The sequence below is a fragment of the Actinosynnema sp. NPDC053489 genome (genome assembly GCF_044544865.1).
Lineage (GTDB): Bacteria > Actinomycetota > Actinomycetes > Mycobacteriales > Pseudonocardiaceae > Actinosynnema.
On the sequence record NZ_JBITXT010000001.1, the window covers coordinates 243229 to 263950 of the forward strand.

Genomic DNA, 20722 nt, shown 5'->3' on the forward strand with positions numbered 1-20722 from the left:
TAACCGGGGTGGGTGGGGCGGGCAACGCGGAGGCGGCGCCACCTCCACTCGATCAGGTGCCTTTAGAAACATATAGCCGCTGTTACAGTCGAAGCGGATCGGCGAGCGAGCCGTCGGGAGGTTGTCCTGTTGTTCGAGTCGATAGTGGACCGGATACGCCCCGACGGGCTGACCGTCCAACTGGACGAGGACTTCTGCCGCGAGGTCGCCGACGTGTACGACCGCGCCCCCGCGTGGGCGCTCGACCGCGGGCTCGCCCGCAGCTACGAAGCGCTCCGGCGGGTGAGCAGGCGGCAGTTCGCCCTCGTGCTGGCGGCGGGCATCCGCGTGCGGCCGTGGCGCGGCGCGGGCCTGCCGTACCGCGACTCCGCCGAGCTGCGCCGGTCGGTGCGCGAGGCGCGGGTGCTCGACCTGCACCTGACCCGCGACGGGCACGGTTCCGTGCCCGGGCCGCGGGAGCACCCGATGCTGGGCGCCTCGGGGGTCGAGGTCGACGGCGTCCCGTTGTGCCACAACGACGTGTTCCGCGTGGTGCACGACGTCTTCGGGCACGTGGCGTTCGACCGGGGTTTCGGCCCGCGCGGCGAGTTCGCGGCGACCTACCTGCACGCGCGGATGTACCCGGTGTCCGCGCGGCCGGCGCTGTTCACCGAGCAGATCGGGCAGGTCTGCTGGTTCTTCTTCGGCCCGCACCTGCGCGACCGCACCGGCGCGCTGCCCCGGCCCGGCGCGCGGGACCACGTGCCCGCCCGCGACCGGCCCTACCCCCAGCAGAAGGTGTTCGCGTTCGACCGGCGCTACCTGGACCGGTTCGGGGCGCAGTTCGCCACCGAGGAGCCGCGATGAGCCAGGTCCACCCGGGCGTGCTGCCCGCCGCCGTGCGGGAGGACTTCCCGCTGCTGCTCGGCGCGGACGCGCCGGTCTACCTCGACAACGCCGCCACCACGCAGAAACCCCGGGTGGTGATCGACGCCGTCGCGGACTACTACCGCACCGCCAACAGCAACGTCGGTCGTGGCCACCACCGGCTGGCGATGGCCGCGACCGACCGCTACGAGCGCGCGCGTGCCACCGTCGCCCGCTTCCTGGGCGCGCGGCACGCGGACGAGGTCGTGTTCACGGCCAACACCACGGACTCCACCAACCTGGTCGCCGACGTCGTCGGCAGGCGGGTCGTGGGCCGCGGCGACCGCGTGGTGGTCAGCGGCCTGGAGCACAACAGCAACCTGCTGCCGTGGCGGCGGTTGTGCGAGCAGGTCGGCGCGGAGCTGGTGGTCGCGCCGGTGGACGCGGACGGGCGGGTCGACCTGCCCGCGTTCGCCGCGCTGATGGGACCGCGGGTGCGCCTGGTCGCCGCGGCGCACGTGTCCAACGTGCTGGGCACGGTCAACCCGGTGGGGGAGATGACCGCCGAGGCCCACCGCCACGGCGCGCTGGTGCTGGTCGACGGCGCGCAGGCGGTGGCGCACCTGCCGGTGGACGTGACCGAACTGGGCGCGGACTTCTACTGCTTCTCCGGGCACAAGGTGTACGGGCCGATGGGCGTCGGCGTGCTGTACGGCAGGCGGGAGCTGTTGGCCGACCTCCCGCCGTACCGGGTGGGCGGCGGCACGGTCAAGGGCGTCTCCCACCACGAGCCGGTCCGCTACGTGCCGGCTCCGGCGCGGTTCGAGGCGGGCACGCCGAACGTGGCGGGCGCGGTCGGGTTGGCGGCCGGCCTGGAGTACCTGCTCGACCTCGGCATGCCCGCCGTCCGGGCGCACGACGAGAGCTTGGTGGGTGCCGCGCTGGAGGCGGTCGCGGACCTCGACGACGTGGTGGTCGTGGGCGATCCGGGGGCCACCCCGTGCGGCATCGTGTCGCTGTCCGTGCGCGGCATCCACCCCTACGACGTCGGCGGCCACCTGGACGCCCACGGCATCGCCGTGCGCTGCGGCGTGCACTGCGCCAGCACGTTCCTCGACAGCCTCGGCCTGGTCGGGACGGTGCGGCTGTCCTTCGCCGTCTACAACACCCTCGCGGAGGTCGACCACGTCCGGTCGGTGCTCGCGAGCGCGCGACCCGGCGCGTGGACCGCCGAGCACCCCACCGAGCGCTTCCTCTGACCGCACGCACCCCCGAGAGGTCCGATGACCGCGACAGAGTTCGACCACACCCGCTTCAAGGAGGACCAGCGCCTCCACTGGGACGCCATCAGCGCCGGCTGGTCGTCGGTGGCCGACGCGTTCGAGCGCGGCGCCGGGGTGGTGACCGCGCGCTTGCTGGAACTGGGCGGCGTGGCCGCGGGCGACTCCGTGCTCGACGTGGGCACCGGCGTCGGGGAACCCGCGCTGACGGCCGCCGCCGCGGTCGGCCCGGCCGGCCGGGTGGTCGGCGTCGACCTCTCGCCCGCCATGGTCGAGCTGGCCCGGCGCAACGGCGCCGGCGTGGCCAACGCGGAGTTCCTGGTCGGCGACGTCGAGTCGCTGGACCTGCCCCGGTCCGGCTTCGACGTCGTGCTCGCCCGGTGGAGCCTGATGTTCGCCCCGGAGCCCGCGGCCGCGTTCCGCTCGCTGGCCCGGGTGCTCAAGCCCGGCGGGGTGCTCGCGGCGTCGACCTGGGGCCCGCCCGAGACCGCGCCCATGCTCTCGCTCGGCTTCCGGGTGCTCGTGACGCGGCTGGACCTGCCCGCGCCCGCGCCCGGCGTGCCGGGTCCGTTCGGCATGGCCGACCCCGAGGTGCCGGCGCGGCACCTGGCCGCCGCCGGGTTCACCGACGTGTCGGTCACCGAGGTCGAGGTCCCGTTCGAGCTGCCCTCCCCGGAGGCGTACGCCCGGTTCACCGAGGCCATCACCCCCGTGGCGATCCGACGCCGGGCGCGCGAGGTGCTGGGCGCGGACACGTCCGCGCTGTGGGCCGAGGTCGCCGCCTCCACCGCCCCGCACCGCCGGCCGGACGGGTCGGTCGCGCTGCCCAGCAAGGCCCTGTGCCTGCGCGCCACGGCACCGTCGGCGTGAGCGGCCCGATGCGGTTCGACACGAAGCTCGTCCACGAGGGGCAGCGCACGTCGTCCGGCCACGGCGACGTGATCCCGCCGATCCACGTGGCGGTGACCTTCGACCAGTTCGCCCAGGACCCGGCGCGGCACTACTACGCCCGCGGCGAGAGCCCCACCCGCGAGGACCTGGAGGCGTGCCTGGCCGCCCTGGAGGACGTGCGGTTCGCCCTGGCGTTCTCCTCCGGCCAGGCGGCCGCCGCGGCGGTGCTGTCCCTGCTGGAGCCGGGGGCCCGGGTGGTCGCGTCGGACGACGTCTACGGGGGCACCCACGGCCTGTTCGAGCTGTGCCGCCGCCGGGGGGTGCACGTGCGGCAGGTCGACCTGTCCGACGCGGAGGTGGTCGCGTCCGCGTTGACCGGGTCCGTCGACCTGGTGTGGGTGGAGACGCCGACCAACCCCCTGATGAAGATCGCGGACATCGCGGCGGTCAGCGCCGCCGCCCACCGCGTCGGCGCCACCGTGCTGGTGGACAACACCTTCGCCAGCCCCGCGCTCCAGCAGCCGCTCGCCGCGGGTGCGGACGTGAGCCTGCACAGCACCACCAAGTTCATCGCCGGGCACTCCGACGTGCTCGGCGGCGCGCTGGTGCTGGACGACCCGGACCTGCACCGGCGGCTGGCCGCGCACCGGACGGTGGTGGGGGGCGTGCCCGGCGCGTTCGACTGCTACCTGGTGCACCGGGGGTTGAAGACGCTGTCGCTGCGGGTGGCCCGCCAGGTGGCCAACGCGCGGGCGGCGGTCGAGGCCCTGGTGGCGTCCCCGTTCGTCGGCGCCGTGCACTACCCGGGCCTGCCCGACCACCCGCAGTCCGGGTTGGCCGCACGGCAGATGTCGGCGCCCGGCTCGATGGTGAGCTTCGAGTACCTGGGTGACGTGGCCGAGCTGATGCGCGGCACCACCCTGTTCGCGGCGGCGGTGAGCCTGGGCGGGGTGCGGTCGTTGATCGAGTGCCCGGCGTCGATGAGCCACCGGTCGGTGCCGCGCGACGTCCGGCTCCGGGCGGGGGTGACGGACGACCTCGTGCGGCTGTCGTTCGGCATCGAGGACCCGCTCGACCTGGTGGAGGACCTGACTGCGGCGATGGCGGCGGCCTCGTGGGCGGAGAGGAGCGTGGCGCGGTGACCGCGACGGCGTTGCTGGACGGCGGGGTGGCCACGGAGCTGCAGCGGGCCGGGCTGCCGGTCCGGCCGCCGTGGTGGACGACGAGGGCGCTGCTGACCGGTGCGAACCGGGCGGTGCTGCGCGAGGTGCACGAGCGGTACCTGGGCGCGGGCGCCGGGGTGATCACCGCCGCGACGTTCCGCTGCAACGAGCGGGCGTTGCGCGCCAACGGGTTGGACGCGGCGGGCCTGGGCTGGATGGTGCACGCCGCGGTCGGCGTCGCGCAGGCCGCGCGGCGCTCGGCGCGAGCACCGGACGCGCTGGTGGCCGCGTCGGTGGCGCCGGTCGAGGACTGCTACCGGCCCGACCTGGTGCCACCGGACGACGAGCTGCGCCGCGAGCACCTGTGGCTGGCCACGGAGCTGGTGCGGGCGCGGGTGGACCTGGTGCTCGTCGAGACCATGAACACCCTGCGGGAGGCCCTGATCGCGCTCGAAGCGGCCCAATCCGTGGGGGCGCGCGCGTGGGTGAGCTTCACGTGCGGTGACGACGCCACGCTGCTGTCGGGGGAGGACCTGGGACGGGCGGCTCGCGCGGTCGAGCGGGAGGGCGCGGAGGCCGTGCTGGTCAACTGCACGCCGTTCGCCCGGACCGAGCGCTGCCTGGAGGTGCTGCGGGCCCACTGCTCCGGCCCGATCGGGGCCTACCCGAACCTGGAGCAGCGCGCCGGCGTGCTCCCGCGGCAGCACGCCGACCGGCTGCTGCCCACGGCCGCGTCACCCGAGGAGTTCGCGGACACCCTCGTCCGGTGGCGGGCGGACCACCGCGTGGCCGTGCTGGGCGGGTGCTGCGGCAGCACCCCGGCCCACATCGACGCGTTGCGCGTGGCGCTCGGGGAGCACCCGCCGTCACCCGGCGCCGGTGGACGTCAGCGCGAAGCCCTCGACGCGCAGGGCGGGCATGGCGGTCCGGAACTCCCGGTCGCCCCACTCCCGGGGTAGCGCGGGCCCGGTGCGCCCGACCTCGCTGACGCGGGCCAGCAGCTCCACCGGGCTCTCCTCGAACCGGAGGTCGGGGGCGGTGCCCACCACCTCACCGCCCTTCACCACGTGGACGCCGTCCCGCGTCACCCCGGTGAGCAGCAGCCGGGACGGGTCCACCTCCCGCAGGTACCACAGCGAGGTCACCAGCAGGCCGTGGTCGGTGCGCGCCACCAGGTCCTCCAGCGTGCCGTCGGCACGGCTGCCGGACAGCACCAGGTTCCCGATCCGCGGGGTGTGCGGCAGGCCGGCCGCCCGCGCCGCGTGCCGGGTGGTCACCAGGTTCGCCAGCGCGCCGTCGCGGAGCCACTCGGTGCGCCGCAGCGGTGTGCCGTTGTCGAAGCACGACGACCCCGGCCCCGGCGCGTGGACGACGGTGAAGGGCAGGCACCCCAGGCCGGGCTCGGCCGGATCGCTCGCGAGGGTCAGGCGGGCGTCGGTGAGCCGCTCGCCGAGCCGCGTGCCGCCGTCCGGTCCGCTGAACACCGTGCCGCCGTCCAGCGCCTCCCGGAGGTCGGCGGCGCGGTGGAGGTGGGTCATGAGGTCGGCGACGCAGGACGGCGCCAGGATGACGTCGTAGCGGCCGGGGGACAGGTCGGCGCGGCGGCTCGCGGTGTCCAGCCGGGCGGTGGTGGCGGCCTGGGCACCGAGCACGTCCGCCTCGGCCGGGTCGGTCCACTCCGACCCCGCCCACGCCGAGGCGGTGCGGTCGGCACCGTGCGCGGTCAGGTCCAGCACGCCGCCCGGTTGGGCGTGGTGCAGCCGCAGCCCGGAGGTGGACGCGAGGTAGGTGGTGCGCACCCGGTGCTCGGCGTACCCGGACGTGGAGTCCCCGCGCGAGCGTGCCCGGTCGAAGACCTCCGCCAACTGCGCCACGACACCGGCCAACGCCCCGATGGACGTCCCGGTCGGCGGCCTGGACCACTGCCGCTCCCACGCGTCGGGCAGGGGGAGCGCGTCGGAGGCGGGCGCGGCCCGGCGCGCCGTGGCCCTCGCCTCCTCCACCGCCGCGCGCACCGCGTCGCCGGTGAGCGCCCCTTCCCGGGAGACGACGCCGATCCGCGCGCCGGGGGCCGACTCGACCACGGTCAGGGCGCGGCTGTGCACGACCCCGTTGCCGGTCACCGCGTTCCCCGCCCACCGCAGGTACGCGGTCGACGTCTCGTCGACGATCACGACCCGGTCGCCCGGTTCGGCCAACGCCGACTCGGCGACGTCCTGGGGCGTCCTCACGAGCCCGCCGTGTTCCGCACGCGCACGCCCTGGAACAGCGCGGTCGGGCAGCCGTGGCTCACCGCCGCCGCCTGCACCGGTTGGCCCTTCCCGCAGAGGTCGGCGCCGAACACCCGGTAGGTCCCCTCGCCGCCGACCGCCGCCAGCGCGCCCCAGAACGCCCGGGTGTCCGACCGGTAGGCCACGCCGCTGAGCTGCCCGGCCAGCTCGCCGCGGCGGACCCGGTGCGCCCGCTGGGCGGTGAACTGGAAGTCCTCCCGCCGCGCGTCGATCGACCAGCTGTCCGACCCGACCAGGTAGATCCCGTCCTCGACGGTCGAGATCAGCTCCTCGGTGCTCGGACCGCCGGGAGCGGGTGCGAGCGAGACGTTGGGCATCCTGGTGATCGCGGGCGCCAGGGCGGTCTCGGCGAAGGCGCAGCCCGCGGAGCGGGTCGCGCCGGCGGCCCGCGCGGTGCGGCGGTCGTGCTGCGAGCCGACCAGCACGCCGTCGCGCACGAGGTCCCAGGACTGCGCGGCCACCCCCTGGTCGTCGTACCCGACGGTGGCCAGGCCGTGCGGGGTGGTCCGGTCGGCGGTGACCGTCATCGCGGGCGAGCCGAAGCGCAGCGCGCCCACGTCACCCGGCCGGACGAAGCTCGTGCCCGCGTAACTGGCCTCGTGCCCGAGCACGCGGTCCAGCTCGGTGGCGTGGCCGACCGACTCGTGGACGGTGAGCCACAGCTGCGACGGGTCGACCACCAGGTCGTAGTGGCCGGGGGACACCGGTCGCGCGTGCCGCTTGTCGCGCAGCAGCCCGGGCAGGGTGGCCAGTTCGGCCTCCCAGTCCCACCCCTCGCCCAGCAGGTACTCCCACCCCCGCCCGGTGGGCGGCCCGACGGTGCGCAGCGCCGTGCCACCGGCGGCCACCACCACCTGCGGGTGGACGCGCACCCGCCGCTGCTCGGTGCGCGTACCGGCGAGGTCGGCGTAGAACTTGTCCTCCCGCACGGCCACGACCTTGGCGCGCACGTGCGCCACCCCGGGCGCGGCGAGCAGCCGCGCGCTCCACTCCGCCGGCAGGGCGGCGCGTTCGGCCTCGGGCACGGAGAACGGGTCGACCCGGAACCCCGAGGACCAGACGCCCACGTGCACGGGCTCGGGAACCGGTTCCTCCTCCCGGCCCAGGGCCGAGCCGGCCTTCGCCACCTCCACCGCCCTGGCGGCGGTCTCCCGCGCCGACCGGGTCGTCAGGTCGCCGGAGGCGGCGAACCCCCAGGCGCCGTCGCGCCACACCGTCACCGACAGGCCGATGACGGTGGAGTCGTGCCCGGAGTGGACGGCCCCGTCGAGCAGGACGAGCCGGCTGGTGCGCACGCGCTCCGACCGGAACGACGCGTGCCGGGCACCGAGCCTGCGCGCGCGGTCCAGGGCCGCCTCGGCGAGCGGGCGGGCGGTTGCCGCGGGGGATGAGCCGGTCACGCCGACGAAGGTAGGGCAGAACCGGGCGGGGCAAAACTCGTTGCCACGAAAGGATTACGCGTCACGACCGGGGCGCGTGGCGGCGGCCGCCGGGATGACTGCCCCGGCGGCCGCCGTCACGCACCCGATCACCGCGCTCGACGGTTCACAGGCTGCCCGCGAGTTCCGTGCCCGTGGCGCTCGGGTCCTCGCTCAGGTAGAACTCCTTGACCGCTCGGGCGAACTCCTCCCGGCTCACGTAGCCGTCGTGGTCGACGTCCAGCTTCTCGAACGCGGCCCGCGACTCGCTCTCGGACATGCCGCTCCGGGTCTGCGCCGCGGCCATCTCCTCCCGGCTGATCCGGCCGTCGTCGTCCCGGTCGGCCGCGTCGAAGGCGGCCAGCGCGAAGGGCACCGCGACGTTGTCCACGAAACCGGGGTCCTCGGAGGCGGTGGCCCACTCGTCGCGGGTGATCGCCGCGTCGACGTCGAGGTCGGCGTGCTGCTGGACGCCCTTCCACATGTCGGAGGCCAGCTTGGTGAGCCGGGTCGCTTCCGGGGAGCCGGGCGCCGCGCCGAGCGCCTGGCACCACGCCTCGGCCATCGCCGTGATGTCGCTCTGGTCGATCCGGCCGTCGTGGTCGGCGTCGATGCGTTCGAACACCTTGTCGTACTTGCGTTGCTTCAGGTCACTGGTCATCGGTTGTCTCCTCCACTCGACGCGCCGCCGGGCGTCCGACGCCCCGGCGGCGCGCGGCACACTCGGATCAAGCCGGCTGATCGGCGTGATCACCGGCCGGTCGTGGCCCGCGCGCCGACGGGCGTAGCCCTTCCACGTGCTGCCGCAGCCCTTCGAGCGCGTCGGCCCACCCGGCCGCGTGGCTCTCGAAGGACGCGCCCTCACGCTTGTCCTCGGGGATGTCGAGGGCGTCGAAGCCGCTCTCCACCAGCCGGACCAGGCTCCCGTCGCCGTGCGGCGCCACGGTGAACTCGACGAGCGTGGCGTTGGCCTCGGTGGCCACCTCGCCGGGGTGGGCGGCGGCCCACAGGTAGGCGAAGCGGTGCGGCGGGTCGATCACCCGGATCGTCGTGGGGAACTGCCCGTGCTCGCCGTGGTCGAGGTGCATGATCCCGCCGGGGCGCGGCTCGATCCGGGCCGGCGCGCCCGAGCCGAACCACCGGCCGACGTGCTCCGGCTCGGTGAGGGCCGCCCACACCTGCTGCACCGGAGCGGAGATGACGACCTCGCGCTCGATCCGGTCCGAACCCATGTCCTTCGTCCTTCCCTCGTGCGGATCCCGCGGCACTTGCCGATCGGCGTGACCGGAGCGGGCGACCACCCTGGTGATGCGGCCCCGCACCAACACCTCGCCGAGCTCCCCGCTGCGCTCGGCCACCGCGTCGGCGTGGGCCTCGCCCAGGTACCGCGCCGCGATGCGCCGGGCCCAGTCCCTCACCTGCCCGCGCTCGGCCTCCACCCGGGCCTCGCCTTCGAGCAGGACGAACGCGAACGGCGGCCTCTCGTCGTCCACGCACAGGGCGAAGTGCGGCCGGTGGCGCAGCGCCCGGCCCTTGACCGTGTCCGGGCCGGTGAAGAACAGCACCTCCGGCCCGTGCACCACGAACGAGACCGGCGCGACGTGCGGCCGGCCGTCGGCGCGGACGGTGGCCAGCTTGCCGGTGCGCGTCCCGTGGCCGACGAACTCCCGCCACTCGCCGTCGGACATCTCGCGCATGGCGGTGCTCACGACGCCCCACCCGCCGCCGGCCGGAGGCGGGCCGTGACCAGGAGGTACTCCATCCCCGTGCGCACCGCGTCGTCGTAGACGTCGAGGACGCGGGCCATGTGCTCGACGGTCTCCGCGCCGTACCGCCCCGACAGCTCGACCGCGCCCGCCTCCAGCGCCTGTCGGGTCAACTCGGTGGTGCGCAGGGTGCTCCTGGTGATGTCGAGGACCTCCAGCACGTCGAACCCGGCCGCGTCGAGCAGCTCCGCCAGCTCCGACCGGGGCGGCGCGGTGATCAGCATCCGCTCGCGGAGGTCCCGCTGCTGGCGCTCGCTGAGCGGCCCGCACCGGGCCACGTCGGTCAGCGCCAACGTCGACCCCGGCCGCAGCACCCGGGCCGCCTCGCGCAGCACGGCGCCGCGGTCGCTCATGTGCGGCATGCTCTCCAGGGCCCAGGCGCCGTCGAAGCCGTCGTCGGGGAACGGCAGCGCGGCGGCGTCGGCGAGTTCGAAGGCGACCCGGTCGTGCAGGCCCGCCGCGCGTGCCGCGGCGGTGGCCGCCCGCACCTGCCCCGGCGCGATCGTCACCCCGACGACGCCCGCGCCCGTCCGGCGCGCGAACCGCAGGGCCGGGTGGCCCACGCCGCACCCCAGGTCCAGCAGGCGTTGGCCGGGACCGAGGGGGACGCGCTCGACCATCATGTCGGTCAGGCGTTCCTGCGCCAGGTCCTTGCCGGTGTCGTCGTCGGGGCCGGTCCAGTAGCCGAAGTGCAGGTTCGGGCCCCAGATCACCTCGACGAGAGCGGTGGTCCGCTCGTACATCCGCGCGACGTCGGTGGCCGGCTCGCTGATGTCGGTCATCCCCGGCTCCCCGGTGGCGGTGGTCACGCGGACGTCCACAAGCTACCAGTTTCTCAACCGAGCGCGACCCGCCCCGACAGCGTGCGACGACCGCATTTCACCCGCCGGGGGGACGGTTGCGCGAGGTTCACCCGTCCGGCTAAAAGCGACGGACGAGCCCGGAAGATGGACGATGTCGTAGTTAGATGTGGCCCTGAGGCGTCCTGCGCCGCACGTCGACCCGAAGACCGGCGACCGTGCCCGGCGCGACCGGAAAGGGGTCGGCTGTGTCCATCTCGGCCGAGGGGGAAGCCGACGAGGTCGGCGGGATCTACGACGCGATGAGCGACCTCGTCGAGATCTACCACGGCAACATCCACCTCGGGTACTGGTCCGGGGACGACGACGCGACGCCGCTGGCGGGCGCGCTGGACCGGGTGACCGACCTGGTCGCCAACACCCTGGCGCTGGAGCACGGGCAGCACCTGCTGGACCTGGGCTGCGGCGTGGGCGAGCCGGCGATCCGGATCGCGCGCCGCTTCGGCGTGCGCGTCACCGGGATCACCAACAGCGCCTGGCACGTCGCGGAAACCACCCGGCGGGCCGCCGCCGCGGGCGTGGCCGACCTGGTGACCGCGCGGCACGCCGACGCCGGCGCGCTGCCGTTCCCGGACGCCGCCTTCGACGCCGTGCTGGCGCTCGACTCGCTGCCCAACGCCGTCGACAAAGGACGGTGGCTGCGGGAGGTCGCCAGGGTGCTGCGCCCCGGCGGCCGGTTCGCCGTCACCGCCTACCCGGCGCGGACCGCGCTGACGCCGGAGGACCGCGAGGTGCTGGCTACGCACGCGATCTTCGACCCGCCCACCGCCGCCGAGCTGTGCGACCTCGTGGCGCGTGCCGGGCTGGTGGTGGAGCGGCGGTGGGACTGGGGTGACCGGGCCGTCCGCACCTACGACGAGGTGGCCGCGCTGTTCCGCGCCGGTGACCCGGCCCTGGCCGACACCTACGGCGCCGAGCGGGTGCGCGCGTTCGAGCACGGGCTGGCCCCGGTGTTCGAGGTGTGCCGCGCCAAGCTCGGCTACCTGGTGGTGGCGGGGCACGCGCCCGGCTGACCGCTCCCACTCCCGCACCACTGCCCGCGAACCGGTCCAGGAGGTACCCGATGACCACCGACTACGTGCCCAGCAGCGCCGAGGTCGTCGCGTTCTACGACAACGCCCTGCCGCTCATCACCCACCTGGCCGGTGACAACGTGCACTACGGGTACTGGCACTCCCGTGAGGACACCAGCACCCTGCACGAGGCGATGGACAACCTGACCGACGTGATGATCGAACGCCTGGGTGTGACGCCCGGGCAGCGGGTGCTCGACGTCGGCTGCGGGCTCGGTGCGCCGGCGATGCGGCTGGCGCGGGCCACCGGCGTGGAGGTCGTCGGGATCTCGACGAGCGGGGCGATGGTGCGGGAGGCCAACGCCCGCGCCCGCGCCGCGGGGCTCGACGCGCGGGTGCGGTTCGAGGTCGCCGCCGCCGAGGACCTGCCGTTCGACGACACGTCGTTCGACGCGGCGTGGGCCATCGAGTCCCTGGTGCACATGGCGGACCGGCCGCGCGTGTTCCGGGAGATCGGTCGGGTGCTGAGGCCGGGCGGGCGGCTGGCGCTGACCGACTTCTACGAGCGGACGCCGTTCACCGGCGAGCGGCTGAGGAAGATCGAGCAGTACCGCAGGGCCGCGCTGAACACGCCGTTCCACCGGCTGGAGGAGTACCCGCCGATGCTGCGCGACGCCGGCCTGCACCTGGTCGAGTACCTGGACATCAGCGAGCGGACCGACCGGCACTACCCCCTGCTGCTGGAACGCCTGCGCGCCAACCGCGAGGTCCTGGCCGCCGAGTACGGGACCGAGGTGGTCGACGCCCTGGACTCGGTGTTCGACAACTGCGCCCGCACCGGCGAGCCGCACTACATGCTGATGGCCGCCCAGCGCGGCTGACGCGCAGGTGCGCCGGCCACCGGGCACGTCGGGGCCGGCTGGCCGGAAAACCCCGCAGGCCGTTGTCCCGGTGCCGGCCGCGACCCGGTCGGCGTCATCGGATGACGCATCGGCGGAACACTTCGGACCCGCCATGCCCGCCCGATCCCGCCGTCCGGCTCCGGTATTGCGCCTACGATTTGTGCGGACGAGTCGGCGGGTGTTCGTCGCACTGCCGTTCGCTGAATGGCGGAATGTCGTTTTCCCGGTGGCTGCGGGCTGAACGGTCGTCACTCGGTGGACGCATTTACAGTCGGATTGGGCGATGGCTAGCTTGGGCTACCCGATGAATTCGGGCTCCTCTCCCCGACAAAAGGACGTGCATGAGAACACATGAATGGCTGCCGGGTGCCCGGCTGGGCAGGCTCGCCGTCGTCGTGATCGCTCTCGCCACCCTGGTGGTGGCCGGCCCGGGTGCGCAAGCCGGCACCAGGGCGGCGGGCCTGGCCGCGCCGACGCTGTCCGCGCGAGTCCCCGACCTCTCCGCCCAGACCTCGACCACGGTGTCCAAGGGCTCCTGGTCCTGCACGTTGACCGCGGACCTCCCCAACCGCTGGTACGGCGGTTCGGGCGGCGGCGAGCAGGCGTTCGGCAACCTGACCTGCACCCACGTCATGCCCGAGATCTACATCGCGGTCGGCCTCTACCGCAACGGCTCGCTGGTCGCCTCCAGCGACAGCGACCGGTTCTCCACCACGTTCGCCAACGCGCTGCCGTCGAAGTCGCCCCACGTGTCGGCGACCTACGAGACCGGCGCCATCGCCGCGGTCCTCTGGCCCGACAACACGGTCACCCAGATCCCGCAGATCTACAGCGCCGCCATCTCCACCTGATCGGGGCGGCGCGGGCGGAACGGTTCGCGCCCGACCCCGGCCCTTGGCCGGTTCTCCCGTCGCACGACGGGTGGCCGGCCAAGGGCCGTTGCCGGGAAGTGGTCCCGGACCGCGCCGGCAACGCCTGCCCGGCGATCACCGGGACCGCCCGGTGACGGCCCCGGTGATCGGCGGGCACGGGGATCAGGCCCGGGGGAGGGTGAAGATCAGCCCCTGGCTCGGGTTCGACCAGCTGTTCCGCACGTCCACGGTGACGACCTTCGCCCGGTGCTGCTTGTCCGGCGTCAGGCCGGCGATGGTGGCCTGCTTCTCCGTGAAGAAGCCGACGAGACCGCCGTCGAGGTACACGTTGTAGCCCGCGGTCGGGTTCCACCAGGAACGGGCGTCCCACGCCAGGGTCACGGACGTCGGGGTCGCGGAGACCACGTGCAGCGCGTCCGGTCGGATCGGCCGGTCGAAGTTGGCGGACTGGGCCCGGATGGTGCCCAGCACGTCGTTCTGCGCCGGGTCGTGCGCGCAGGACGCCGTGACGGTGCCCAGGGGCGTGCCGTCGGCGCGTTCCGGGCGCAGCGCCAGCGTCAGGTCGCCCGCGTGCAGGTCGTGGTCGCCCGGCGCGCTGAACGACAGGGCGGGCAGGGCGCCGGCGGCCCGCACGGCGGTGCCGCGGACGTCGGTGATCCAGGTGGGCGCGAGGGTGAACGCGGCCCGGGTGGTCCGCGTCCCGTCCGGGCCGGTGATGGTCGTGTCGAGGGCCGCGGTGCTGTCGCCGTCCAGGCGCACCCCGCTGCCCACCGGCAGCGCCGGGCGCAGCTCGCGCAGGTCGAGGTCCACGTCGACGTAGGTGTATGCGTTGGTGGCGACGCTGTTCGCCCCGGCGCCTTCGTTCGGCAGGCCGCCGACGACCCACGCGGTGAGCTGGACGGTCGGCCCGGCGGAGGTGGTGCAGGTGTACTCCACCCGCACCGCGGTGGTGTCCGCCGACGCCGGGACCGCCGCACCGGCCAGCGCCCCGGCGGCCACCAGGGCCGAGGTCAGGGACAAGGCGGTGCCGTGGAATACGGTCGATTTGTTGCGCAACTTCGCGTCCTCTCCGTGTTCGCTCGCCCACGGGCAGTATTCCGCAATTCGCCCCCGCCGGGCGTGGACCATTCAGTCGCAGCGAGGCGGGCCGGCACCCGGTCCCGGTCCCTTCAGGACGTTTTGGTGAAGGTGCCCAGATACGTGAGCGTCTCGACGTTGGTCTCCCATGGGCGGTAGTACGCGTAGACCTTCATCGTGCCGACGTACGGGATGAACGAGGCGGTGTGGCTGCGCTGGTTGAGCACGCAGTTCGAGCCCGCGTAGCCCTCCAGGTTGTTGTGGATGAACCCCGAGCCGGTGTTCGGGTCGCCCCAGGCCGCGTAGTACTGGTAGAGGATGGCGGTGCCGGGTTCGACCACCCCGGCGAACGTCAGCTTGGCCGACCCCGGCGCGCTGAAACCGGAGCCCGGCAGGGAGCCGTAGTCGCTGAGCAAGCGCGTGCTGCTCGGTTGCAGGCAGGTCGACGCGGAGGCGCTGCCGGTGGCGGCCAGCAGACCGGCGATCAACGACGACAACAGGATCACGATGCGTAATCGGGTCATGACGGCAAGATAGTGCCGCGGGGCGTTCCCGGCCCTTCGGCGTCACGCACCCCACCGCGCACGCCATTCACCTGGTGCGGGCAGGTGTTCCGGGAAACGGTGTGCCTGCTGGAAATGTCGTTTCCGCGGGTAGGCCGGGTCGACACGGTGGGTGGTCGGACGTCGATCGGGAGCGCTTGGCGTTGAGGTGCCTTCATGGAACGCCGGGATCCGCGGTCATCGGCCTGCGCACCGCCGTCGCCTCGGACACCCTGATGATGCTGCTCATGCAGGCCGTCTCGCCGTGGTGCACCTGCGCGGTGTTCCCGTCCGCCCTTCCCACCACCCGGCCGGGTACGACCGGGCCCGGCACGGGGTTGTCCCCGGTACCGCCGGGTACCCACCGGGCCGCGCACCGCGGCCGACGCCCGTCAACAACACCGCACCTCCGAACCGGTTGGGTGATCGATTCCATGCGAGTTCTCCCCGAGTCCCAGTTGGCCGCCGTGCTGTCCGGTCTCGCCTCCCGGCCGCGGGTGGTGGTCAGCGGGAACCACGCCACCCCGCACCACGCGTTGGAGGTGCTGGACAAGGTGGTGGGGGAGTACCGCCTGTTCGCGCTGAACGCCCAGGAGGGCATGCCCGACCGCGACGGCGTGGTGCTGGAGACGCCCTTCGTGGGGCCGGGGATGCGCGGCAAGCGGATGCTGCGGTACTTCCCCTCCCGGTTGTCGCTGGTGCCGCACCTGCTGCGGCAGGCGTTGCCGCCGGACGTCGTGCTGGTGCACACCTCGACCCCGGTGGACGGGTGCGTGTCGCTGGGCACGGAGGTGAACGTCCTGCCTGCGGCGATCGAGGCGGTCCGGGCCCGGGGTGGTCTGGTGGTCGCCCAGCTGAACCCGCGGATGCCCCACACGCACGGTGACGGGGTGCTGTCCTGCGACGAGGTGGACTACGCGGTCGAGGTCGACGAGCCGCTGACCTCGCCCGTGCCCCGCGTGGTCGGCGAGGTGTCCGGCGTGATCGCCGGGCGGGTGGAGGCGCTCGTCCCGGAGGGCGCGACCCTCCAAATGGGCATCGGCGCCGTCCCGGACGCGGTGCTGGCGGCGCTGACCGGGCGCCGCGGCCTGGCGGTGTGGTCGGAGATGTTCAGCGACGGCGTGCTCGGTCTGGAGCGGGCGGGCGCGCTCGACCCGGACACCCCGGTGACCGCGTCGTTCGTGTTCGGCAGCCAGGAGCTCTACGACTGGGTGGACCGCAACCCGCGGGTCCGGCTGCTGCGCACGGAGAAGACCAACGACCCCGGGCTGATCGCCCGCCGGCCGCGGTTGGTCTCGATCAACAGCGCGTTGCAGGTCGACCTGTACGCCCAGGCCAACGCCAGCAGGGTGCACGGGGTGATCTACTCCGGGTTCGGCGGGCAGACCGACTTCGTGGTCGGGGCCCTGCACTCACCGGGCGGACGGGCGATCGTCGCCCTGCCCTCCTGGCACCCCAAGGCCGACGTGTCCACCGTGGTGCCCCGCCTGACCGGCCCGGTCACCTCGTTCCAGCACAGCTACCTGGTCAGCGAACAGGGCACCGCCACCATCTGGGGTCACGACGCCGGCGAACAGGCCCAGCAGATCATCGACCACGTCGCCCACCCCCGGGCCCGCGCCGAACTCGCCGAAGCCGGCCGCGGCCTGGGCTTCCCGCTGCGACCACCGGCCTGACCGCGCCGTCCACCCGTGCAGCGGGCTACGCGGTGAGAACTTCACCTCGTTGAACCTGTTGTCCCCGCCGCGCTGCCGGTACGAAGGACGCACCGCATCGACGAGCCCTCGCGCGAGGGGAGTCCGACTTCGGCGGATTCCTCACGACACCTGGACGGCCACACCGGTCCGTGCCGGCGTGCGGCCCCGACCGCGCCGGCTCGTCGTGCCCGGCACAGGACGCGAGGACCGCTGCCACCAGTGCGAGGAGGACCCATGTCACCTGTCGACCCGGCCGACCGCCCCCGCTCCCGGAGAGGGCTTTCCGCGGCGGCGTTGACCGCGTTGTTGCTGCCGCTGACCGTGGCGCCGCCCGCTCACGCGGCCGCGGTCAGCACCTACACCACCCCCGGCGTCTTCACCTTCACCGTGCCGGCCGGGATCACCGCCGTCACCGTGCACGTCGTGGGTGCCGGCGGCGGGGGTGGTGGCAGTGGTTGGGGGTTCTTCCCGGTCCCCGGCCCCGGCGGCGGTGGTGGAGGGGGTGGGGCGAACGCGACGTGCACGTTGGCCGTCACCCCGGGTGCCGCGCTGAAGGTCTCGGTCGGTGCCGGGGGTGCGGGAGGTGGTCCGCGCGAGGGCGTCTACCAGGCCAAGGCCGGCACGTCCGGGGGGAGTTCCGGCATCACCGTCGGCACGACCGTGCGGGCCAACGGCGGCGGTGGTCAGGGTGGGCAGGGTTCACTCGGTGACAACACCGGCGGTGCCGGGGGCAACGGCAGCGGCTCGGTGAGCTGCGGCGGCACGGTGGTCACCACGACCCCCGGCGCGAACGGCGCCACCGGCGGCAACGGTGTGCTGAGCAGTGGCGGGGGCCCGGGCGGCGCGGCCGGTCCGACGGTGCCCGCCGAATGCGCGGCCGGCACCGGGCGAGGGGGCAACGGCGCCAACGGCGGCGTGTTCACCGGGTTCACCGGCGACGCCGGCGGCAACGGCTGCGTCGTCATCAGGTACTGATCCGGCGGAAGTCAGGACGTCCCGGAAGGAGGTCGCGCACGCCCTGGCCGCGTCCACGCCGCGTTCGTGCGCCGGGGCCGGGGCGGCTACGCCATCCAGCGCCCGACCGCGAAGTAGGCGGTGAACAAGCCGAAGAACGCCAGGTTCACCACCAGCAGGAGCTGTTGCCGGCGGGTGTTGCGGGCCAGCAGGGCGTAGGCGACGGCCACGGGGAAGGCGCCGGCCAGGTGTCGGCCGATCGAGGACAGCGGTTCCACCGGCCCCGCGGACGCGCTGACCGTCATGAGGAAGACGGCGACGGCGAACAGCAGGTGGTCCGGTGGCAGCCGTTTGCGGGTCAGGCCGAGCGCGAGCAGCGGCAGGACCAGGAACAGCAGTTCCCACAGCGAGTCGGTGTCGTTGTGCGGGCTGTCGGAGCGGAGGACGTTGCGGACCGCCTGGACCACCGGTTCCCAGGGCCAGTGCGGGCTGCGGTGCCAGTAGTCGTGCTGCCAGCGGGAGAAGGCCAGTGGGTCGTCCCACCGCAGCCACAGGTAGGCCACGTAGGCCAGCAGGCCGAGCGGGACCACCGCGGCCGAACCGACGATCTTGAGCTTGGTGCCCAGCTCGTGCCGGGTGAACAGGTCCCGCCACCCGAAGCGCTGCGCCAGCGCCACCGCGAACACGATGACGACGAGCACGCCGTTGGGCCGGGTCAGGGTGGCCACCGCGCCGAGTGCGCCGGCCCACAGCCAGCGCTCGCGACGCACCAGCAGGAACACCGCCAGCGTCAACGGCACGAACAGCGCTTCGGCGTAGCCCGCGGCGAAGGTGACCGAGAACGGGCTGAACGCCAGGAAGAACACCGACCACCGGGCGGTGTGGGTGCCGAACCGCTCGACGACGAGCTGGTACAGCAGCCACAGGGCGATCAGCCCCAGCACGTTGGCCAGCACCAGCCCGACGTAGTAGGCGTGCCAATAAGTGCGGCCGAACGGGACCGACAGCCACCCGAGCAGCTTGGGCCACAACGGGAAGAAGACGACCGCCTCCGGGAACTCCGTGCGAACCCCGTCCGCCGGCCACACGACCGGCTGCCTCGGGTCCCAGTAACCGTGCGAGGCGATCTGGAGGTAGTACCCGATGTCGAACCGGTGCCACTGCTTGGAGCACTCGCGCAACTGCGACAGGCACTGGAAGCCGCCGGGTTGCGCGACCGACACCACGGTGACCACCACCATGGTCACCCGGCTCAGCACGAAGATCCACAGCGCCTCCCGCCACGCGGACCACCGGTGCGCGTCCTCGCCGGGCGGAGCGGGGTCCGGCGGAGTCGCGGTCGTGCCGGGGTGAACCTGTTCGAGCATCGAATCCCGCTCACTGTCGACCTTCGGCGATGTCCCGCCGGGAAGTGGACCAAAGGCGACTGTCCTACCAGAGCGCGCGTCTCGGCACATTTGCGACGGACGCACTTCACTCGAACAGGGCATGTATTCCAGTCGGCTTGTGCCCCTCCTCTCCGAGTGGGCGGTGATCTCGTCCGACGGTGGGCAGACCTCGGACCGCGGGGACCTGCCACCCGCCGCGGGGAACCGGTGATATCGCTGCACGCCCACAGCCGGAGGCGATCCCGAGATCACCACTCGTGCGCACGACAACGGGAAACCGGATTGCCGCGGTCGGCCGCGCCGTCGCGTTGTCACTACGGGATGGCGAATAGTTGTCTCCCGTGTTCCGGGATTGTAACTTTTCGAATTCCACCCGCCGTGAACTGCGAAAACAATCTTCAAGCGCCACCGACTCGGCGGTACGGGTGCATCGGGCGGGGAAGTACCGTTTCGAATCCGCCGGTTCCGCGACGGCGTGCCGATCGGTCCCGGGTTCCGTGCGCTCTTGCCCGGCAACCGACGGCAAAACACCCCTGCATCTCTTGTGTGGAAGGGCTGCCCAAGTGACTTCTTCACGCACCGTCCGATTAGCGGGCGCGATCGTCCTCTCGATCGGCCTCGCCATTCCGTCCCTGCCCGCGGTCGCCGCGCCGACCGTCGCGGTCACCACGTCCCCCGAGTCCGCGACACGCATCTCCCTCGGCATGGCCGAGGCGATGAAGCGCGACTTCGGCCTGACCGACGACGGCGTCCGGACCCGCCTGGCCCAGGAGGAGAAGGCCCGCGGCGTCGAAACCGTGGCCCGCAAGCTCTACGGCTCGTCCTACGCGGGTAGCTGGTTCGACCCCGCGACCGGTCGGCTCGCCGTCGCGGTGGCCGGTGACGCCGCCGCCGGCAAGACCGGCCTCGACGCGACCGTCGTGCCGGTCGCGTACAGCTACGCCCAGCTCGACGCCGCCAAGACCGCCATCGACCGGCAGGCCGGCAAGGCCGCGCCCGCCGGCGTGAACGGCTGGTACGTCGACGTGCGGACCAACACGGTGGTCGTCACCGTCAACCGGCACAAGGTCGACGCCGCCGTGACCGCCTTCCTCGACCGGGCCAAGTCCTTCCACCGCGCCGTGCGCGTGGAGGAGGAGGACAGCTCGCCGCAGCTCTACGCGGACGTGGTCGGCGGGTGGCCGTACTGGATCAACAACGCGTCCCGGTGCTCCATCGGCTTCGCCGTGTACGGCGGGTTCGTGTCCGCCGGCCACTGCGGCACCCCCGGTTCGCAGACCACCGACCAGAACGGCGCGCTCTACGGCTACTTCGCGGGCTCCACGTTCCCCTACTACGACTACTCGTGGGTGCAGACCGTCGCGGGTGTCAACCTCTGGGGCTACATGGAGGGCTACAACGGCTACTGGTACTACGTGCGCGGTTCCGCGCAGGTCGCGGTGGGCTCGGGCGTGTGCCGCTCCGGTTCCACCACCGGCATGTGGTGCAACTACATCCAGGCCCGCGGCCAGACCGTGAACTACCCGCAGGGCGTCGTCTACAACCTGACCCGCACGAACGTCTGCGCCGAGCCGGGTGACTCCGGCGGTTCCTGGCTCAGCTCGAACCAGGCGCAGGGCGTCACCTCGGGCGGCTCGGGCAACTGCTCGAGCGGCGGCACCACGTACTACCAGGAGGTCAACCCGATCCTGTCCGCCTACGGCCTGACGCTCGTCCTGAGCTGATCGCCGCGGCGTCGAGCCGACCGGCCCCCGGCACACCG

19 protein-coding genes are annotated in these 20722 nt (G+C 73.5%); 11 read left to right on the forward strand and 8 right to left on the reverse strand.

The annotated features are described in order from the left end of the window. Positions 1-129: 129 nt before the first annotated feature. Genes ACIGNX_RS00975 through ACIGNX_RS00995 form a run of 5 tightly spaced genes read left to right on the forward strand, consistent with a single transcriptional unit; the run spans position 130 to position 5139 of the window. Complete coding sequence (locus ACIGNX_RS00975) at positions 130-846, forward strand: crotonobetainyl-CoA--carnitine CoA-transferase (protein WP_396534898.1); 717 nt, start codon at positions 130-132, stop codon at positions 844-846. Then, the gene (locus ACIGNX_RS00980; protein ID WP_396534900.1) at positions 843-2105 is read left to right on the forward strand and encodes an aminotransferase class V-fold PLP-dependent enzyme; all 1263 of its coding nucleotides are present in this window, start codon (positions 843-845) and stop codon (positions 2103-2105) included. The genes ACIGNX_RS00975 and ACIGNX_RS00980 overlap by 4 nt, the downstream gene beginning before the upstream one ends. Positions 2106-2129: 24 nt before the next feature. After that, positions 2130-2996, forward strand: a complete 867-nt coding sequence (locus ACIGNX_RS00985; protein ID WP_396534902.1) for a class I SAM-dependent methyltransferase — start codon at positions 2130-2132, stop codon at positions 2994-2996. Between the two features lie 8 nt (positions 2997-3004). Continuing rightward, on the forward strand, positions 3005-4159 hold the full coding sequence (locus ACIGNX_RS00990; protein ID WP_396534904.1) for a trans-sulfuration enzyme family protein: 1155 nt from the start codon (positions 3005-3007) through the stop codon (positions 4157-4159). Then, positions 4156-5139, forward strand: a complete 984-nt coding sequence (locus tag ACIGNX_RS00995) for a homocysteine S-methyltransferase family protein (protein ID WP_396534906.1) — start codon at positions 4156-4158, stop codon at positions 5137-5139. Before ACIGNX_RS00990 ends, ACIGNX_RS00995 begins: the two co-directional genes overlap by 4 nt. Here the strand turns inward: ACIGNX_RS00995 and ACIGNX_RS01000 are convergent. From ACIGNX_RS01000 to ACIGNX_RS01020, 5 genes are all read right to left on the reverse strand, one after another. Then, a complete protein-coding gene (locus tag ACIGNX_RS01000; RefSeq protein WP_396534908.1) occupies positions 5047-6411 on the reverse strand; it encodes a metallopeptidase TldD-related protein in 1365 nt (454 codons plus the stop codon). The two genes, ACIGNX_RS00995 and ACIGNX_RS01000, sit on opposite strands and share 93 nt — an antisense overlap. Continuing rightward, positions 6408-7871, reverse strand: coding sequence for a TldD/PmbA family protein (locus ACIGNX_RS01005; RefSeq protein WP_396534910.1), 1464 nt, complete (start codon positions 7869-7871; stop codon positions 6408-6410). Before ACIGNX_RS01005 ends, ACIGNX_RS01000 begins: the two co-directional genes overlap by 4 nt. Positions 7872-8016: 145 nt before the next feature. Then, positions 8017-8550 carry an EF-hand domain-containing protein gene (locus ACIGNX_RS01010; RefSeq protein ID WP_396534912.1) on the reverse strand — a complete coding sequence of 178 codons (534 nt, stop codon included), beginning with the start codon at positions 8548-8550 and terminating at the stop codon, positions 8017-8019. Between the two features lie 67 nt (positions 8551-8617). Next, positions 8618-9598, reverse strand: coding sequence for a TIGR03618 family F420-dependent PPOX class oxidoreductase (locus ACIGNX_RS01015; RefSeq protein WP_396534914.1), 981 nt, complete (start codon positions 9596-9598; stop codon positions 8618-8620). Continuing rightward, complete coding sequence (locus ACIGNX_RS01020) at positions 9595-10464, reverse strand: methyltransferase domain-containing protein (RefSeq protein WP_396534916.1); 870 nt, start codon at positions 10462-10464, stop codon at positions 9595-9597. The genes ACIGNX_RS01015 and ACIGNX_RS01020 overlap by 4 nt, the downstream gene beginning before the upstream one ends. Positions 10465-10703: 239 nt before the next feature. On the opposite strand from ACIGNX_RS01020, the gene ACIGNX_RS01025 reads away from it, so the two are divergent. The 3 genes from ACIGNX_RS01025 (at position 10704) to ACIGNX_RS01035 (ending at position 13281) form a co-directional block, all read left to right on the forward strand. Next, a complete protein-coding gene (locus ACIGNX_RS01025; protein WP_396534918.1) occupies positions 10704-11528 on the forward strand; it encodes an SAM-dependent methyltransferase in 825 nt (274 codons plus the stop codon). A gap of 50 nt (positions 11529-11578) precedes the next feature. Further along, positions 11579-12409, forward strand: a complete 831-nt coding sequence (locus ACIGNX_RS01030) for a methyltransferase domain-containing protein (protein ID WP_396534920.1) — start codon at positions 11579-11581, stop codon at positions 12407-12409. Between the two features lie 362 nt (positions 12410-12771). Next, positions 12772-13281, forward strand: coding sequence for a hypothetical protein (locus ACIGNX_RS01035; protein ID WP_396534922.1), 510 nt, complete (start codon positions 12772-12774; stop codon positions 13279-13281). A gap of 183 nt (positions 13282-13464) precedes the next feature. On the opposite strand, the gene ACIGNX_RS01040 is transcribed toward ACIGNX_RS01035, so the two are convergent. Beyond that, positions 13465-14358, reverse strand: coding sequence for a DUF6801 domain-containing protein (locus ACIGNX_RS01040; protein ID WP_396534924.1), 894 nt, complete (start codon positions 14356-14358; stop codon positions 13465-13467). Between the two features lie 113 nt (positions 14359-14471). Then, on the reverse strand, positions 14472-14903 hold the full coding sequence (locus tag ACIGNX_RS01045) for a hypothetical protein (protein ID WP_396534926.1): 432 nt from the start codon (positions 14901-14903) through the stop codon (positions 14472-14474). 452 nt (positions 14904-15355) lie between these two features. Between ACIGNX_RS01045 and ACIGNX_RS01050 the strand changes: the two genes are divergently transcribed. Further along, the gene (locus ACIGNX_RS01050; RefSeq protein WP_396534928.1) at positions 15356-16597 is read left to right on the forward strand and encodes an acetyl-CoA hydrolase/transferase family protein; all 1242 of its coding nucleotides are present in this window, start codon (positions 15356-15358) and stop codon (positions 16595-16597) included. 255 nt (positions 16598-16852) lie between these two features. Beyond that, on the forward strand, positions 16853-17593 hold the full coding sequence (locus ACIGNX_RS01055; protein WP_396534930.1) for a hypothetical protein: 741 nt from the start codon (positions 16853-16855) through the stop codon (positions 17591-17593). Positions 17594-17679: 86 nt separating this feature from the next. On the opposite strand, the gene ACIGNX_RS01060 is transcribed toward ACIGNX_RS01055, so the two are convergent. After that, the gene (locus ACIGNX_RS01060; RefSeq protein WP_396534932.1) at positions 17680-18939 is read right to left on the reverse strand and encodes a glycosyltransferase family 39 protein; all 1260 of its coding nucleotides are present in this window, start codon (positions 18937-18939) and stop codon (positions 17680-17682) included. A 584-nt stretch (positions 18940-19523) separates the two neighbouring features. On the opposite strand from ACIGNX_RS01060, the gene ACIGNX_RS01065 reads away from it, so the two are divergent. Continuing rightward, positions 19524-20684: a S1 family peptidase gene (locus tag ACIGNX_RS01065; protein ID WP_396534934.1), complete on the forward strand. Its 1161-nt coding sequence runs from the start codon at positions 19524-19526 to the stop codon at positions 20682-20684. The last annotated feature ends 38 nt before the right edge of the window (positions 20685-20722 follow it).